This is a genomic window from Limnohabitans sp. TEGF003 (genome assembly GCF_055395455.1).
The window spans coordinates 3,257,799-3,272,922 of the sequence record NZ_AP029225.1; the positions used below are offsets into that span (position 1 = coordinate 3,257,799).

15 protein-coding genes are annotated in these 15,124 nt (G+C 62.0%); 5 read left to right on the plus strand and 10 right to left on the minus strand.

Translation table 11 applies throughout. The features are described 5' to 3' along the window. Nucleotides 1-25 precede the first annotated feature (25 nt). The 4 genes from ACZ5RT_RS15490 to sucC all read right to left on the minus strand — a co-directional run bounded on the left by ACZ5RT_RS15490 (nt 26) and on the right by sucC (nt 3,531). Complete coding sequence (locus ACZ5RT_RS15490) at nt 26-508, minus strand: pilin (RefSeq protein ID WP_291925506.1); 483 nt, start codon at nt 506-508, stop codon at nt 26-28. Between the two features lie 65 nt (nt 509-573). Continuing rightward, entirely contained in the window at nt 574-1,290 is a 717-nt protein-coding gene (locus ACZ5RT_RS15495; RefSeq protein WP_464453045.1) for a TerC family protein, read from the minus strand. Nucleotides 1,291-1,420: 130 nt separating this feature from the next. Further along, nucleotides 1,421-2,317: a succinate--CoA ligase subunit alpha gene (gene sucD / locus ACZ5RT_RS15500; protein ID WP_422169896.1), complete on the minus strand. Its 897-nt coding sequence runs from the start codon at nt 2,315-2,317 to the stop codon at nt 1,421-1,423. 53 nt (nt 2,318-2,370) lie between these two features. Beyond that, on the minus strand, nt 2,371-3,531 hold the full coding sequence (sucC, locus tag ACZ5RT_RS15505; RefSeq protein ID WP_464453046.1) for an ADP-forming succinate--CoA ligase subunit beta: 1,161 nt from the start codon (nt 3,529-3,531) through the stop codon (nt 2,371-2,373). Between the two features lie 186 nt (nt 3,532-3,717). Between sucC and argC the strand changes: the two genes are divergently transcribed. Next, complete coding sequence (gene argC, locus ACZ5RT_RS15510; protein WP_464453047.1) at nt 3,718-4,641, plus strand: N-acetyl-gamma-glutamyl-phosphate reductase; 924 nt, start codon at nt 3,718-3,720, stop codon at nt 4,639-4,641. Nucleotides 4,642-4,845: 204 nt separating this feature from the next. On the opposite strand, the gene recX is transcribed toward argC, so the two are convergent. Together recX and recA are read right to left on the minus strand one after the other, a co-directional pair. Next, nucleotides 4,846-5,301 (minus strand): recombination regulator RecX, encoded by a 456-nt coding sequence (gene recX, locus ACZ5RT_RS15515; RefSeq protein ID WP_464453048.1) that lies wholly within the window; start codon nt 5,299-5,301, stop codon nt 4,846-4,848. A 24-nt stretch (nt 5,302-5,325) separates the two neighbouring features. Continuing rightward, nucleotides 5,326-6,363, minus strand: a complete 1,038-nt coding sequence (gene recA / locus ACZ5RT_RS15520) for a recombinase RecA (protein ID WP_108312311.1) — start codon at nt 6,361-6,363, stop codon at nt 5,326-5,328. Nucleotides 6,364-6,503: 140 nt separating this feature from the next. On the opposite strand from recA, the gene ACZ5RT_RS15525 reads away from it, so the two are divergent. From ACZ5RT_RS15525 to ACZ5RT_RS15535, 3 genes are all read left to right on the plus strand, one after another. Continuing rightward, complete coding sequence (locus tag ACZ5RT_RS15525; protein WP_464453049.1) at nt 6,504-7,007, plus strand: MarR family winged helix-turn-helix transcriptional regulator; 504 nt, start codon at nt 6,504-6,506, stop codon at nt 7,005-7,007. 104 nt (nt 7,008-7,111) lie between these two features. After that, nucleotides 7,112-7,786, plus strand: coding sequence for a response regulator (locus ACZ5RT_RS15530; protein WP_108406347.1), 675 nt, complete (start codon nt 7,112-7,114; stop codon nt 7,784-7,786). A gap of 50 nt (nt 7,787-7,836) precedes the next feature. Next, nucleotides 7,837-9,300, plus strand: a complete 1,464-nt coding sequence (locus ACZ5RT_RS15535) for a sensor histidine kinase (protein ID WP_291925534.1) — start codon at nt 7,837-7,839, stop codon at nt 9,298-9,300. Nucleotides 9,301-9,471: 171 nt separating this feature from the next. Here ACZ5RT_RS15535 and ACZ5RT_RS15540 read toward each other — a convergent pair whose 3' ends face one another. The 4 genes from ACZ5RT_RS15540 to ACZ5RT_RS15555 form a co-directional block, all read right to left on the minus strand. Then, nucleotides 9,472-10,131 (minus strand): glutathione S-transferase family protein, encoded by a 660-nt coding sequence (locus ACZ5RT_RS15540; protein WP_464453050.1) that lies wholly within the window; start codon nt 10,129-10,131, stop codon nt 9,472-9,474. Between the two features lie 22 nt (nt 10,132-10,153). Continuing rightward, nucleotides 10,154-10,456 (minus strand): hypothetical protein, encoded by a 303-nt coding sequence (locus tag ACZ5RT_RS15545; protein ID WP_464453051.1) that lies wholly within the window; start codon nt 10,454-10,456, stop codon nt 10,154-10,156. Continuing rightward, nucleotides 10,453-11,232, minus strand: coding sequence for a biotin--[acetyl-CoA-carboxylase] ligase (locus ACZ5RT_RS15550; RefSeq protein ID WP_464453052.1), 780 nt, complete (start codon nt 11,230-11,232; stop codon nt 10,453-10,455). Before ACZ5RT_RS15550 ends, ACZ5RT_RS15545 begins: the two co-directional genes overlap by 4 nt. Nucleotides 11,233-11,406: 174 nt before the next feature. After that, complete coding sequence (locus ACZ5RT_RS15555) at nt 11,407-12,093, minus strand: SET domain-containing protein (protein ID WP_464453053.1); 687 nt, start codon at nt 12,091-12,093, stop codon at nt 11,407-11,409. Nucleotides 12,094-12,189: 96 nt separating this feature from the next. Here ACZ5RT_RS15555 and ACZ5RT_RS15560 point away from each other — a divergent pair, with 96 nt between their 5' ends. Then, nucleotides 12,190-15,114: a DNA topoisomerase III gene (locus ACZ5RT_RS15560; RefSeq protein WP_464453054.1), complete on the plus strand. Its 2,925-nt coding sequence runs from the start codon at nt 12,190-12,192 to the stop codon at nt 15,112-15,114. Nucleotides 15,115-15,124: the final 10 nt, after the last annotated feature.

The window sequence follows — 15,124 nt, forward strand, 5'->3', positions numbered from 1 at the left end:
GGGCGTTGGGGTGTGCGAAAGATGTTCAGGACGCTTTGCATGAAGCGGGCAAATACTTGACCGGCAAGCCGTTGCTGCTGGCCGGACCACAGCGCCAGCCGGAGATGGTCTTGCCGCCGTCGGTGCTGCCGTTGACCGGGGTCTCGCCGGTTTGCAGCGGGGTCAGGGCAAGGGCATTGGCCGATGCGCTGGTGCTGCCGCGCAGTGCTTCATGCTTGCCGACCACGGTGATCACGCCATTGCCATCCACGGCCACGCTGGCGACGTATTTGCTGGTCTGGCTCTCACAGACTTTGGGCAAAGCCGCCGACACATTGGCGTCCGACGATGAGCTGAGCGCCTCATTGACTGCGGTCTTGCAGCCATTGGCCGCCAGCAGCATTTCGGACACCTTGGCCCGGATGGTGTAGTCCTGGTAAGCCGGCAAGGCCAGCGCACCCAAAATGCCGATGACCGCGATCACGATCATCAGCTCGATCAATGTCAAACCTTGTTGGTTTTTTGGCATGGTTTTCCCCCTGGTGAATGGCCCTCGATGGTAAATCATTCACCCACCAAAGGCCTGTTTTCAGCTCAAGAGGCAGCGTTGTCGGTGTGTGCAGGACGGCGGGACATGATGAATTTGCCCAGTGCCAGCACCAGCAAAGCGCCTGCAATGCCCAGACCGTAGCCCCAGGCCTTGTCTTGCGGCAGGTAAGCCACCAGGCCCGGATCGGTCTGGATCATGGTGCCTGCGATCCAGCCCAGCAGCATGCCACCAGCGGTGATGATGATCGGGAAGCGGTCCATGAGTTTGAGCACCAGCTGGCTGCCCCAAACGATGATCGGGATGCTGACCAGCAGGCCGAAGATGACCAAAGGCATCTGGTGGTCGGCGTTGCCCGAAGTTTGGGCGGCACCGGCGATGGCGATCACGTTGTCCACGCTCATGACCAGGTCGGCAATGATGACGGTTTTGACCGCGCCCCAGAGCTTGTCGCTGCCCTGGATGTTGCTGTGGTCGTCTTCTTCATCGGGGGTCAGCAGTTTCACGCCGATCCAGATGAGCAAGATCGCCCCCACAAACTTGAGGAAGGGGATGGCCAGCAAAGTGAGCGCAAAAAAGATCAGGATGACGCGCAACACGATGGCACCAGCGGTGCCCCAGATGATGCCTTTGGTGCGTTGGTGGTCCGGCAGCTGGCGGCAAGCCAGTGCAATCACCACGGCGTTGTCACCGCCCAGCAAGATGTCGATCATGATGATCTGGCCGACGGCGAACCAGAAAGCAGGGGTCAGAAATTCTTCCACGGTATTCCTTTGGTCACAGGCACGAAGCCGGTGAAGCATGAGTTCAAAAAAACGGAAAGCCGGATTGTCCCGCAGGACATCCGGCTTTGGCATTGTGGCTAACCACAGCCGCCCGTAAGCGGCCTGAAGTTTACTTCAGCTGGGCTTTGAGCAGTTTGCCCAGCTCAGACGGGTTGCGTGTGACGATGAAACCGCACTCTTCCATGATGGCCAGCTTGGCATCGGCCGTGTCGGCACCGCCAGAGATCAGGGCACCGGCGTGGCCCATGCGCTTGCCGGGAGGGGCGGTCACACCAGCGATGAAACCCACCACAGGCTTCTTCATGTTGGCCTTGCACCACTGGGCGGCTTCGGCTTCGTCCGGGCCACCGATCTCGCCGATCATGATGACGGCGTCGGTGTCGGGATCGTCGTTGAAAGCCTTCATCACGTCGATGTGCTTCAAACCGTTGATCGGGTCGCCACCGATACCGACAGCGCTGGACTGGCCCAGGCCCACTTCGGTCAACATCGCCACGGCTTCATAGGTCAAAGTGCCCGAACGGGACACCACGCCAATGCGGCCTTTGCGGTGGATGTGACCGGGCATGATGCCGATCTTGATTTCGTCGGGCGTGATCAAGCCGGGGCAGTTGGGGCCCAGCAGCAAGGTTTTCTTGCCACCTTTGGCTTCCTTGGCCTTCATCTTGTTGCGCACTTCGAGCATGTCACGCACTGGGATGCCTTCGGTGATGCAGATGGCCATGTCGAGGTCGGCTTCCACAGCTTCCCAGATCGCAGCGGCTGCGCCGGCTGGGGGCACGTAGATCACGGACACGGTCGCGCCGGTTTGCTGGGCGGCTTCCTTGACGGTGGAATAGATCGGAATGTTGAAGATGGACTCGCCAGCCTTCTTGGGGTTCACGCCGGCCACGAAGCAGTTCTTGCCGTTCGCGTATTCCTGGCACTTCTCGGTGTGGAACTGACCGGTTTTGCCGGTGATGCCTTGGGTGATGACTTTGGTGTCTTTGTTGATGTAGATGGACATGGGTTTTCCTAATCAGTTGGGGACAGCGCTGAAGTGCTGTCCCGCAAAGTCATTTATTTGACGGCAGCAACAATCTTGGTCGCGGCTTCGGCCATGGTGTCTGCGGCAATGATCGGCAGACCGGATTCGGCCAACAGCTTCTTGCCCAGCTCTTCGTTGGTGCCCTTCATGCGCACGACCAGTGGCACGGACAGGTTCACGGCCTTGCAAGCGGTGATCACGCCGGTCGCGATGGTGTCGCACTTCATGATGCCGCCGAAGATGTTGACCAGAATGCCTTTGACATTCTTGTTGCCCAACATGATCTTGAAGGCTTCAGTGACCTTCTCGGCTGTTGCGCCGCCGCCCACGTCCAGGAAGTTGGCAGGCTCGCCGCCGAACAACTTGATGGTGTCCATGGTGGCCATGGCCAAGCCAGCGCCGTTGACCAGGCAGCCGATGTTGCCGTCCAGGCTGATGTAGGCCAGATCGAACTTGGAAGCTTCCACTTCCGCGGGATCTTCTTCGTCCAGATCGCGGTAAGCCACGATTTCGGGGTGACGGAACAGGGCGTTGGAGTCGAAGTTGAACTTCGCGTCCAGAGCCATCACGTTGCCTTTGCTGTCGCGGTTCAGCGGGTTGATTTCCACCAACGAAGCGTCGGTTTCCATGTAGCACTGGTACAGCTTCTTGAAGATGTCCACGGCTTGCGCGGTGGAGTCAGCAGGCATGCCAATCGCGTCAGCGATCTTCTTGGCTTGGGCATCGCCCAGACCGCTCAGGGGATCGATGAACTCGGTGATGATTTTCTCGGGGGTGGAGTGGGCCACTTCCTCGATGTCCATGCCGCCTTCGCTCGAAGCGATGAAAGCGATCTTTTGTGTGGCGCGGTCGGTGACCACAGACACGTAATATTCTTTGTTGATGTCAGCGCCGTCTTCGATATAGAGGCGACGGACTTTCTGGCCTTCGGGGCCAGTCTGGTGGGTCTTGAGCTGCATGCCCAGGATCTCGCCAGCCAAACGCTTGACGTCGTCGATGGTTTTGGCCACTTTGACGCCGCCGCCTTTGCCACGGCCACCGGCGTGGATCTGGGCCTTGACCACCCACACTGGGCCGCCCAGTTTTTGAGCGGCTTCAACAGCCTCTTGAACGGTGAATGCCGGGATGCCGCGAGGAACGGGCACACCGAATTGACGCAAGATTTCCTTGCCTTGGTACTCGTGAATCTTCATGAGGTCTTCTCTCAGAGGGGTGGTAATTCGACCGGTCTGCCGGGGTGCCTGAATCAAGCCGGGCACGTCAGCAGGCTCTGGACACTGCAGCCTGCGACTGTATCATGCTGCAATGCACCAATCCTGAGCCTTGCGTCTTACATTGACTTGACGTGCAGGCCCGGAATTCTTCAGAAAGTAATACCCATGGCCAAAATATTCATCGATGGCGAAGCCGGAACGACCGGACTGCAGATCCGCGAGCGGCTGGCATTGATGCCCCAGATCGAGGTGCTCAGCATCGACCCGGCCCGTCGCAAGGACCCCGAGGCCAAACGCGAGTTGATGGCCGCGGCCGATCTGGTGGTGCTGTGCCTGCACGACGATGCGGCCATCGAGTCGGTGGCCATGATCGACAGCCTGCCGGGTAAAAAACCGCGCATTGTGGATGCCTCGACCGCGCACCGCTGCCATCCCGACTGGGTCTTTGGCTTTCCTGAACTGGCCGCCGACCAACTGGCCGCCGTGCAGAAGGCCGAGCGGGTGGCCAACCCCGGTTGCTATGCGACGGGTGCGATCGCCATCTTGCGGCCTTTGGTCGACGCCGGGCTGCTGCCGCGTGATTTCCCGGTCTGCCTGCCTTCAGTGAGTGGTTACTCCGGTGGCGGCCGCAGCATGATCGAAGACTACGAGGCAGGACGGGCTCCCCTGTTTGAAGCCTATGCCCTGGGCCTCAAGCACAAGCACATCCCCGAAATCATGCGCTACACCGGGCTGACTTGCCGCCCCTTGTTTGTGCCGGCGGTGGGCAATTTCCGCCAGGGCATGCTGGTGCAACTGCCCCTGCATTTGGACAGCTTGCCGGGCAAGCCCACAGCGGCTGCCCTGCACGCGGCCTTGCAGGCGCATTACGCGGCCAGCCAGGCTGCAGGCGGCTGGGTGAGCGTGTTGCCGCCCACGGACAACTTGAAACTGGACGCCACGGCCCTGAATGACACCAACCAGCTGGAGATCCGGGTGTTTGCGAATGAAGAGGCTCGCCATGCCGTGGTGATCGCTCGCCTGGACAACCTGGGCAAGGGTGCCAGTGGTGCGGCGGTGCAAAACATCGCGTTGATGCTGGGCTTGTGACGGGTGAGATGCAGGCTGTGTGACACAACACACGGTCACGCCCCGAATTCTTCAAGATACTGAAGCCATCGACAGAGCCCTGTGGCGGCTCTCTCCAGCTTGAAGTGCCCCTTCGGGAGCAAGAGAAAGCAAGGTGGTTTCCCTGGTATCAGGGAGGTTCATTGGGGGGAGCCCTCAGAGGGCTTTGTGGGCTGTGCCTTCAGTTCAGTCTTCGTCGGCGCCTTGCACGATCTTGCGCACCACCTCGGCGTTGAACCCGCGGGTCATCAAAAAGCGAATTTGTCTGGCCCGCTCGTTCGGGTCGACGGCTGGGCGGTCAAACTTTTTGCGCCAAACGGCCAAGGCGCGGCTGAACTCGGTTGCGCGCAGGCCCTCCATCGCGGCGCTCACGGCCTCACCCGACAAACCTTTTGCAGCCAGCTCTTGCTTGACCCGCGCCGCACCCAGCTTGCCCGAGCGGCGGTGCACCACCGACTCGATGGCACGGCCGTCGTTGATGAAGTCCCGTGCTTGCAGCTCGTCCAGGGCTTTGGCCAGCTCGCCGGGCACTTCTTCGTGTGGCGCCAGCTTGCGTTCCAGCTCAGCGCGCGAGTGTTCACGCTGGCTCAAAAGCCGCAGGGCGCGGCCTTTGAGCGAGGGCTGAAAGCCGGGCTTGTTCAAGGCTTGTCTCCGCGCAATGGCCTTTTATTCGCCTTTGGGTTCGGCAATCGCCGATTCCAGCAAGCGGATGCCCAGCGATTCGCGCACCTTGTTCTCGATTTCGCGGGCCAGGGCCGGGTTTTCGCGCAGGAATTCACGGGCGTTGTCACGGCCTTGGCCGATTTTTTCGCCTTGGTAGGCGTACCAAGCCCCCGATTTGTCCACGATCTTGGCGGTCACGCCCATGTCGATGACTTCGCCTTCGCGGCTGATGCCCTCGCCAAACAGGATGTCGAACTCGGCCGTCTTGAAGGGCGGGGCCACTTTGTTCTTGACCACTTTGACTTTGGTCTCGTTGCCGATCGCGTCGTCGCCCTTCTTGATGGTGCCGGTGCGGCGGATGTCGAGGCGCACCGAGGCGTAGAACTTGAGCGCGTTGCCGCCTGTGGTGGTTTCGGGGCTGCCAAACATGACGCCGATCTTCATCCGGATCTGGTTGATGAAGATGACGGTGCAGTTGGTTTTCTTGATGGTGGCGGTGAGCTTGCGCAGGGCCTGGCTCATCAATCGCGCTTGCAGGCCGGGCAGGCTGTCGCCCATGTCGCCTTCGATTTCGGCCTTGGGGGTCAGGGCTGCGACCGAGTCGATGACCACCAGGTCCACCGCGCCGGAGCGCACCAGGCTGTCCACGATTTCCAGGGCTTGCTCGCCGGTGTCGGGCTGGCTGACCAGCAGGTCTTGCAGGTTGACGCCCAGGTTTTGGGCGTATTGCACGTCCAGCGCGTGTTCGGCGTCCACAAAGGCGCAGGTGCCGCCCAGGCGTTGCATTTCAGAGATGACTTGCAGCGTGAGGGTGGTTTTGCCCGACGACTCGGGGCCGTAGATTTCGATCACGCGACCACGGGGCAGACCGCCCACGCCCAAGGCGATGTCCAGGCCCAAAGAGCCGGTAGAGACGACCTGGATGTCGGCGATGGCTTCGCCTTCGCCCAGACGCATGATGGTGCCTTTGCCAAATTGTTTTTCAATCTGGGCCAGGGCGGCTTGCAGGGCTTTGGACTTTTCGCTGTTGTCGTCGCTCATGGGAATCTCCTTGAATATCAATGGGTTGGGGCACCGGTTTCAGCGGGAAGCTGTGTTTACTGGATGCGTGAACAGTACTGTAAACGAGCTGTATAAAGCTGTAAACACTATTTTTGGTCAGTTTGCCTTATCATTTGGGCATGTCAGAAAACACCCTTTCAACCGCCTTGAGCAGCCCGGCGCTGCAGGATGACCGCTGGCGCCAGACGCATCTGGGCCGTTTGCTGGGCCATGCGATGCGGCGTTTTGACGAGCGCGTGTTGCACCTGATGGCGGGCAACGAGGGCGTGCCCTTGGCCTTGGCCAATCTGGCCTCGCGTGACCAGATCAGCGCCGCGCATGTGCACATCACGCGGCACCTGGCGCTGGAAGGCTCTCGCCTGACCGATCTGGCCCGCGCTGCCGGGATGAGCAAGCAGGCCATGGGCGATCTGGTGGACCAGTGCGCCGCCTGGGGTTTGGTGCAGCGCGAAGCCGACCCGCTGGACGCGCGGGCGAGGCGCGTGGTGTTCACGCCCGTGGGGCTGGCTTGGCTGCAGGCCTTCAAAGATGCGGTGGCCCAAGCCGAGGCCGAGTTTCGCGAGGCAGTGGGCAAGGACGTGGCCACGGTAGTGGCCCTAGGGCTGGAGGCCTACGCGCATTGAGCGGGTGCCCGTGTGTGTCCACAGGCAACGCGCAAACCTGACACTAGAATCACAGAGCCGGGACAGACCGCCCAGCGCCGCAGCCACAACAAGAGGAGACAGACATGCGCATTCTGATAGCCGAAGACGACCAGGTGCTTGCCGATGGTTTGTTGCGCACTTTGCGCAGCGCAGGGGCGGCGGTCGACCATGTGGCCAGTGGCAGCGAGGCCGATGCCGCCTTGATGACCAACAACGAATTCGATCTGCTGATCCTCGATCTGGGCTTGCCCAAAATGCACGGTCTGGAAGTGCTCAAGCGACTGCGCGCCCGGGGCTCCACTTTGCCGGTGCTCATCCTCACCGCGGCCGACAGTGTGGAAGAACGCGTCAAGGGCCTGGACTACGGCGCCGACGACTACATGGCCAAGCCCTTCAGCCTGCAGGAACTCGAAGCCCGCGTGCGCGCCCTCACCCGCCGGGGCATGGGGGGTGCCACCTCGCAGATCAAGCACGGCCCACTGATCTATGACCAGTCCGGCCGCGTGGCCACCATCGACGGCAAGATGGTCGAGTTGTCGGCGCGGGAGCTGGGGCTGCTCGAGGTGCTGCTGCAACGCGCGGGCCGCTTGGTGAGCAAAGACCAGTTGGTCGAGCGCCTGTGCGAATGGGGCGAAGAGGTCAGCAACAACGCCATCGAGGTGTACATCCACCGCCTGCGCAAGAAGATCGAAAAAGGCCCGATCCGCATCGCCACCGTGCGCGGTCTTGGCTATTGCTTGGAAAAAATTCCGGGCTGAGCACCGGTTGATGTGACCCCCGCCCGCACCGCACCCAGGATGACGCCACCATGAAATCCCGTGGCTGGCGTGTGCGGCTCTTCAAGCGTGAACAGCGCTCCTTGTTCGGGGAAATTCTCGACTGGATGCTGACGCCGCTCCTGCTGCTGTGGCCCATCAGCCTGGCCCTGACCTGGCTGGTGGCGCAAGGGCTGGCTAACAAGCCCTTTGACCGCGCTTTGGTCTACAACGTGCAGGCCTTGGCCCAGCAGGTCAAGCTGGGGCCAGAGCAGCGCGTGCAGTTCAACCTGCCCCAACCCGCCAGTGAATTGCTGCGCGCCGACGAGACCGATCTGGTGTACTACCAGGTACGAGGTGGGCGTGGCGAACACCTCAGCGGTGAACGCGATCTGCCCATGCCCCCGCCCGATGAAGACAAGGGCAGCAGCTACGAAGTGCACATCCGCGATGACGAGATGCGAGGCCTGGAAGTGCGCGTGGCCTACACCTGGATCCGGCTGGATGCCGAGGGCAAAAACCCGGCCCTGGTGCAGGTGGCCGAGACACGAGAAAAGCGCTCGGTGCTGGCCGCCGAGATCATCAAGGGCGTGATGTTGCCCCAGTTTGCCCTTCTGCCCTTGGCGGTGCTGTTGGTCTGGCTGGCGCTGGTGCGCGGCATCAAGCCGCTGTCTGAACTGGAAGAGCGCATCCGTGCGCGCAAGCCCGACGACCTGAGCCCCTTGGACGACAAAGCCGTGCCCATGGAAGTGGCACCGCTGGTGGTGTCGGTGAACGATTTGCTGGACCGCTTGAAGGACTCCATCGTCACGCAAAAACGCTTTTTGGCCGATGCCGCACACCAGCTCAAAACGCCTTTGGCTGGTTTGCGCATGCAGGCCGATCTGGCGCAGCGCTCAGGCTCCAGCGAAGAGGACCTGAAAAAATCCCTGCAGCAAATTGGCCGTGCCAGCGTGCAGGCCACACACACCGTGAACCAACTCTTGTCGCTGGCCCGTGCGGAAGGTGGCGGGGTGCACTTGACGCAACAAAGCTGCGACATGGTGGTGCTGGCCCAGGAAGTGTTGCAAGACTGCCTGCCCCGCGCCATGGACAAGGGCCTGGACATGGGCTACGAAGGGGTCGATCCCGACACCACGGGCGCACAAGTGCAGGGCAACCCGACTTTGCTCAAGGAAATGCTGCGCAACCTGGTCGAAAACGCGGTGCATTACACCCCCAGCACGCCAGAGCGCCAAGGCGTGGTCACCGTGCGCGTGTTGGTGGACCCGTACAGCAAAGCCCTGGTCATCCAGGTCGAAGACAACGGACTGGGCATTCCGGCGGCCGAGCGCGATCTGGTGTTCCAGCCTTTTTACCGGGCGCTGGGCACCAACGTGGACGGTTCAGGCCTGGGTTTGCCGATCGTCAAGGAAATCGCCCAGCAGCACGGGGCCTCGATCACAGTGGATGCCGCCCACCCCGGACAGACCCCACCAGGGGCTTGCTTCACGCTGCGGTTCAACGCACCTGCTTGAGCACCCGCGCTGCCCGGGACTTTGTGGGAGGCGGCCCCTGTAGCCGAATGCCTGAAATGGCTCTGGCGGTCATTCGCGAGCAGGGACTCGCTCCCACCTGAACATGCAAGCGGTGCGAATTTTGTGGGAGGCTGCCCCTGCGGCCGAATGCCTGAAGGGGCGTTGTCCGCCTTAAGCAGGTTTGCCCATGTTCAGCTGCAAACGCTCGCGCTCCATCACCCGTGCCACGGCAGGTTCAGCGGCCACTTTTTGCACAAAGGCCCACAGCTCGGGGTGTTCTTCGGGGGTGATGCCGGCAATCGTGCCCCAGCGGGCGAGCGTGAGGCTGTAGGCGTCCAGAGGGCCGAAGCGTTCGCCGCTCAACCAGGGCTGGCCTTTGGCGGCAGCGGCCTTCACCAAGGCTTGCAACTCGCCGAGCATGCCCCGGAACAATTGGGTGTTGTAGGGCTTGAGCGCCGCTTGCACTTCGGGTTGATCCGAAAACTTCTGCGGCATGAAGATGTGCGTGAACGTCGGGTGCACCGTGTTGTTCATCCAGGCCAGCGTCGAGAGGGCTTGTGCGCGGGCCAAGGCCTCTGTGGGCAAAAAGCCCATCTGCGGGAAGAGCTGGTCCAGGTGCAGGACGATGGCCACAATTTGTGTGATGGGCTGGCCGTTGTTCACCAGCACGGGCACCTGACCGCGTGGGTTGATGGCTTTGTAGTCGTCGCTGTTTTGCTCGCCTTTGTGCAGCTTGACCATGCTGGGTTCAAATTCGGCACCGCTCATTTCCAGCAGCACGTGCGGCACAAAAGAACAGGCGCCGGGGGCAAAGTAAAGTTTCAGGCTCATGGGTGGGGTCTCCAGAAAAAAATCAAGGGTGAGCGGTTTTCGGGCTTTGGCCTGCGTCAGGGACAGCAGCGCCAGTGACCGGGGCAGTCGGCTCGGCCGCTGCAGGCGGCGTCGTTGCAGAGGGGCTGGCTGCGGACGAGGCTTCAGCTGGCAAGGGTGCCGGAGGGATCTCTATTTTCAGGGCTTCGGGCCGTATCTGTTTCAGCAGGCGTTCAGGTTCCTGCTGGGTGTGCGGGCCCCAACCCCAGCGGGCAAAGGCATCCCATTGCCAGGCGAGTGTGGCCAGGTTCAGAACCAGCAGCAAGGCGATCAGCCAACGCATCATCGGGGCGTCTCCTGCGCCCCAAACGGGCGAACGCTGATTTCGGCGCTGTGGATGTCCTGCACGCCTGCATCGGTTTGCAGACGCAAAGCCCCCTGCGGGCTCACGCCCAGCGCCATGCCTTGTAGGCCGTCGCTGGTGTGCACGCGTCGGCCTTTGAGCACATCGCGTGCTTCAAAGCGGGCTTGCAGCGGTGCGAAGCCCTCGCGCTCAAAGGCCAGCAAGGTCTGGACCAGTGGCAAGGCCAGGCGAAGCAGGGCTGCCGGGGCGGTCAAGTCGGGCAACAGCTCGGTCAGGGCTGCTGGCGCTGTGTTCAGACCCTCTGCAGGACGTGCCCGGATGTTGAGGCCCACACCTACCACCACCTGGCTGCGGCCGCCCATGCTGGCCGCCTCAACCAGGATGCCGCCGAGCTTGCGGTCCTGGAACCACAAATCATTCGGCCACTTCAGGCCCACATCGGGGTGCAGGCTTTCGGCCAGGCTCAGGCCCACGGCCAGCGACAGGCCGGACCAATCCTTGGGCTGGAGGGACAAGCTGAGAGAAAAAGTGAGCGAGTCGCCAGGCTGGCTTTGCCAGACGCGCCCCATGCGGCCCCGCCCTGCGGTCTGGCGCTCGGCCACGAGCAGCGTGGCTTCGTGTTGGCCTGCGCGCGCCCGGCGCATGAGCTCGCTGTTGCTCGAATCGATCTCGGGCAACACCTCGACTGTGAATTCGGGCAGCAGCGGGCACACCTGCTCCCAAACAGCTTCAGCAGGCCAAGCGGTGGGCGTGATCATGGTGGCGGTGGCTCAACGGGCTTGTTGTGGGGGCGAGCCCCTGCTCGCGAAAGTGCGCTGGCCTGTGCATCCCCGTGGGAGCGAGCCCCTGCTCGCGAATGACTGCCGGAGCCATTTCCACATTCGGCCGCAGGGGCGGCCTCCTACAGGGTCAACGCTGCAGGCCAGCATGCGTCAGCCTTTTGGGGTGCCCGCTTTCTTGGGCTTGGTTGCCTTTTGGGCTTTCTCCGCTTTCGCGGGCTTGGCCGCCTTGGGCGCTTTGCCCTTGGCTTTCACCTTGGCATCGGCCTTAGCCTTGTCTTTGGCGGGCTTGTCCTTCGATTTGGCCTTGGTTTTTTTCTGGCTTGGAATCTTGGGCGTGTCCTTGCGCTCTTTGGGCGACAACAGGGTGCCGCGGCAATTGGCGCTGCCGCACCAGCAAGGGTATTCGGCCTTGAGTTTCTTGGTGTAGGGCTCGTCGATGATCAGGCCGTAGTCGTAGCTCAGTTCTTCGCCCGCCAAGATGTTGCGGATGGCCTTGATGAAAATGCGGTCGTTTTCTTCGTCGGCTTCGCAGTTGGGGTCGCAGCTGTGGTTGATCCAGCGCGAAGAGTTGCCGCCGTGCAGCGCGTCGATCACACGGTCTTCGTTCACATGGAAGTAGAAGGTGTGGTTCGGGTCGTTCGGGTCGTGTGGGTGGCGGTCCTGTGCTTCGTCCCAGCTGATGATCTCGCCCACGTACTCGATGATGGTCTCGCCTTCGGCCAGGTCTTGCAGGGCAAAGACGCCCTTGCCATGCACGCCGGAGCGGCGGACCTGGATGCGTTTGCCGGAAGCGCTCGGTGCGGTGCGACTGGGTGAAGAAACAGGGGTTTTGGCCACGGCGTTAAAAATTTGTTATGGTGAATTCATGTGGGCGTGCGCGTGAGCGCGTGCCCGGGCGCGTGCGCACACGCGAGACAACGGGATTGTAATGACATGAAGACATTGGTAATTGCAGAGAAGCCTTCGGTGGCTCAAGACATCGTCAAAGCCTTGACGCCTACGTCGGGCAAGTTCGAAAAACACGACGACCATTTCGAGAACGACCGCTATGTGGTCACCAGCGCGGTGGGCCACCTGGTGGAGATCCAGGCCCCCGAGCAGTACGACGTGAAACGCGGCAAGTGGAGCTTTGCCAACCTGCCCGTGATCCCGCCGCACTTTGACTTGAAGCCGGTGGACAAAACCAAGAGCCGCCTGAGCGCTGTGGTCAAACAGGCCAAGCGCAAAGACGTGGACGCCCTCATCAACGCCTGTGACGCGGGGCGCGAAGGGGAGTTGATCTTCCGCCTGATCGAGCAGTACGCAGGCGGCGCCAAGCCGCTGAACAAACCTGTCAAGCGCCTGTGGCTGCAGTCCATGACGCCGCAAGCGATCCGCGACGGTTTTGACAGCTTGCGCAGCGACACCCAGATGCAGGGCCTGGCCGACGCCGCCCGCAGCCGCTCAGAAGCCGACTGGCTGGTGGGCATCAACGGCACCCGCGCCATGACCGCGTTCAACTCGCGCGATGGCGGCTTCTTTTTGACCACCGTGGGCCGGGTGCAAACGCCCACGCTGGCTGTGGTGGTCGAGCGCGAAGAACAGATCCGCAAGTTCGTGAGCCGCGACTATTGGGAAATCCACGCCGAGTTCGCCGCCGCTGCCGGCACGTATCCGGGCAAATGGTTTGACCCCGCATGGAAAAAGGACGAAGACGCCGAAAAGAAAGCCGACCGGAAGTGGACCGCGGCCGAGGCACAAGCCATTGTCGACGCGGTGCGCGGCCAAACCGCCAGCGTGACCGAAGAGGCCACACCCACCACGCAAGCGAGCCCCGGCCTGTTTGACCTGACCAGCCTGCAGCGCGAGGCCAACGGCAAATTCGGTTTCTCGGCCAAGACCACGCTGGCCCTGGCGCAAAGCCTGTACGAGCGGCACAAGGCCCTGACCTACCCGCGTACCGACTCGCGCCACCTGCCCGAAGACTATGTGCCCGTGGCCAAGCAGACCTTTGAAATGCTGGCCGACAGCGGCATGCGCCACCTGGCCCCGCATGCGCTCACGGCGCTGAACAAAAACTATGTGCGCAAGATCCCGCGCGTGTTCGACAACAAAAAGGTGTCGGACCACTTCGCCATCATCCCCACGCTGCAAGCGCCCAGCGGCTTGTCCGAGGCCGAGCAAAAGCTGTACGACCTGGTGGTGCGCCGCTTCATGGCGGTGTTTTTCCCCAGCGCCGAGTACCAGGTGACCACCCGCATCAGCGTAGCCGCAGGCCACAGCTTCAAGACCGTGGGCAAGGTGCTGGTCAAACCCGGCTGGCTGGCCATCTACGGCAAGGAAGCGGCCAACGAGGTGGAAGACGCCAAAGACGGCGACAAGGGCCAGAACCTGGTGCCGGTGCAGCCGGGCGAGCGCGTGGGTGTCGAGTCGGTCGAGGCCAAGGGCCTCAAGACCCGCCCGCCTGCGCGCTATTCAGAAGCCACATTGCTGGGCGCCATGGAAGGCGCGGGCAAATTGGTGGACGACGACGAACTGCGCGAAGCCATGCAGGAAAAAGGCCTGGGCACGCCCGCCACGCGTGCCGCCATCATCGAAGGCCTGCTGAACGAAAAGTACATGCTGCGCGAAGGCCGCGAGCTGATCCCCACGGCCAAGGCCTTTCAGCTCATGACGCTGCTGCGCGGCTTGCAGGTGGAAGAACTCTCGCGCCCCGAACTCACGGGCGAGTGGGAATACAAGCTCGCGCAGATGGAGCAAGGCAAATTGAGCCGCGCCACCTTCATGGCCGAGATTGCGGCCATGACCGAGCACATCGTCAAGAAAGCCAAAGAATACGACCGCGACACCGTGCCCGGCGACTACGCCACACTCAGTACGCCTTGCCCCAACTGCGGTGGTGTGGTCAAAGAGAACTACCGCAGATACACCTGCACGGGCGCCGACGGCGCGAGCGAAGGCTGCGGCTTCTCGTTTGGCAAGTCGCCCGCAGGCCGCACCTTTGAGCAAGCCGAGGTCGAGCAGTTCATGCGCGACAAGAAGATCGGTCCGCTCGACGGTTTCCGCTCCAAGGCGGGTTGGCCCTTTGTGGCCGAGATGGCGCTCAAGTACAACGAAGAAGAAAAGAACTGGAAGCTCGAATTCGAGTTCGGTGACGACAAGAAAAACGAAGACAGCGGCGAGATCGTCGAGTTCAGCGACGAGGCCTTGGGCGCTTGCCCTAAGTGCGGCAGCCCGGTGCACGAGCACGGCAGCAACTACGTGTGCAGCAAAGCCGTGCCCACGCACGAGCAACCCACGCCGAGCTGCGACTTCAAGACTGGCAAACTGATCTTGCAGCAGCCGATCGAGCGTGATCAGGTCGTCAAACTTCTGGCCAGCGGCAAAACCGATGTGCTCGACAAGTTCGTCAGCAACCGCACCCGCCGCAGCTTCAAGGCCATGCTGGCCTGGAACCCCGAAGAGGGCAAAGTGACGTTTGAGTTCGAGCAGCGCGAAGGCGGCAAGAAATACCCGCCGCGCAAGACCGCGGCCACCAAGACGCCGTTTGGCAAAGTGGCCGCCAAAAAGACGGCCGCCAAAACGGCCAAAGCCCCTGCGGCCAAAAAAGCCGCCAAGACCGCCGCCCCCAAAGCGCCTCGCAAAGCCGCTGTGGGCACTTTGAAGCCCAGCGCCGCATTGGCCGCGGTGATCGGTGACGGCACCTACGCCCGCACCGAGGTGGTCAAGAAAATCTGGGACTACATCAAGGCCCAGGGCTTGCAAGACCCGGCTGACAAGCGCTCGATCAAGGCCGACGGCAAGTTGCAGGCCGTGTTCGGCAAAGACAGCGCCACCATGTTTGAGCTGGCCGGCATCATTGGCAAGCACCTGAGCTGAGCCTGCCAGC

Coding starts and splice junctions, on each gene's coding strand:
- ACZ5RT_RS15525 (WP_464453049.1), top strand. CDS start 6,504: ATGTCAGAAAACACCCTTTCAACCGCCTTGAGCAGCCCGGCGCTGCAG.
- ACZ5RT_RS15540 (WP_464453050.1), bottom strand. CDS start 10,131: ATGAGCCTGAAACTTTACTTTGCCCCCGGCGCCTGTTCTTTTGTGCCG.
- ACZ5RT_RS15490 (WP_291925506.1), bottom strand. CDS start 508: ATGCCAAAAAACCAACAAGGTTTGACATTGATCGAGCTGATGATCGTG.
- sucD (WP_422169896.1), bottom strand. CDS start 2,317: ATGTCCATCTACATCAACAAAGACACCAAAGTCATCACCCAAGGCATC.
- argC (WP_464453047.1), top strand. CDS start 3,718: ATGGCCAAAATATTCATCGATGGCGAAGCCGGAACGACCGGACTGCAG.
- ACZ5RT_RS15550 (WP_464453052.1), bottom strand. CDS start 11,232: ATGATCACGCCCACCGCTTGGCCTGCTGAAGCTGTTTGGGAGCAGGTG.
- recA (WP_108312311.1), bottom strand. CDS start 6,363: ATGAGCGACGACAACAGCGAAAAGTCCAAAGCCCTGCAAGCCGCCCTG.
- ACZ5RT_RS15535 (WP_291925534.1), top strand. CDS start 7,837: ATGAAATCCCGTGGCTGGCGTGTGCGGCTCTTCAAGCGTGAACAGCGC.
- ACZ5RT_RS15530 (WP_108406347.1), top strand. CDS start 7,112: ATGCGCATTCTGATAGCCGAAGACGACCAGGTGCTTGCCGATGGTTTG.
- ACZ5RT_RS15560 (WP_464453054.1), top strand. CDS start 12,190: ATGAAGACATTGGTAATTGCAGAGAAGCCTTCGGTGGCTCAAGACATC.
- sucC (WP_464453046.1), bottom strand. CDS start 3,531: ATGAAGATTCACGAGTACCAAGGCAAGGAAATCTTGCGTCAATTCGGT.
- ACZ5RT_RS15545 (WP_464453051.1), bottom strand. CDS start 10,456: ATGATGCGTTGGCTGATCGCCTTGCTGCTGGTTCTGAACCTGGCCACA.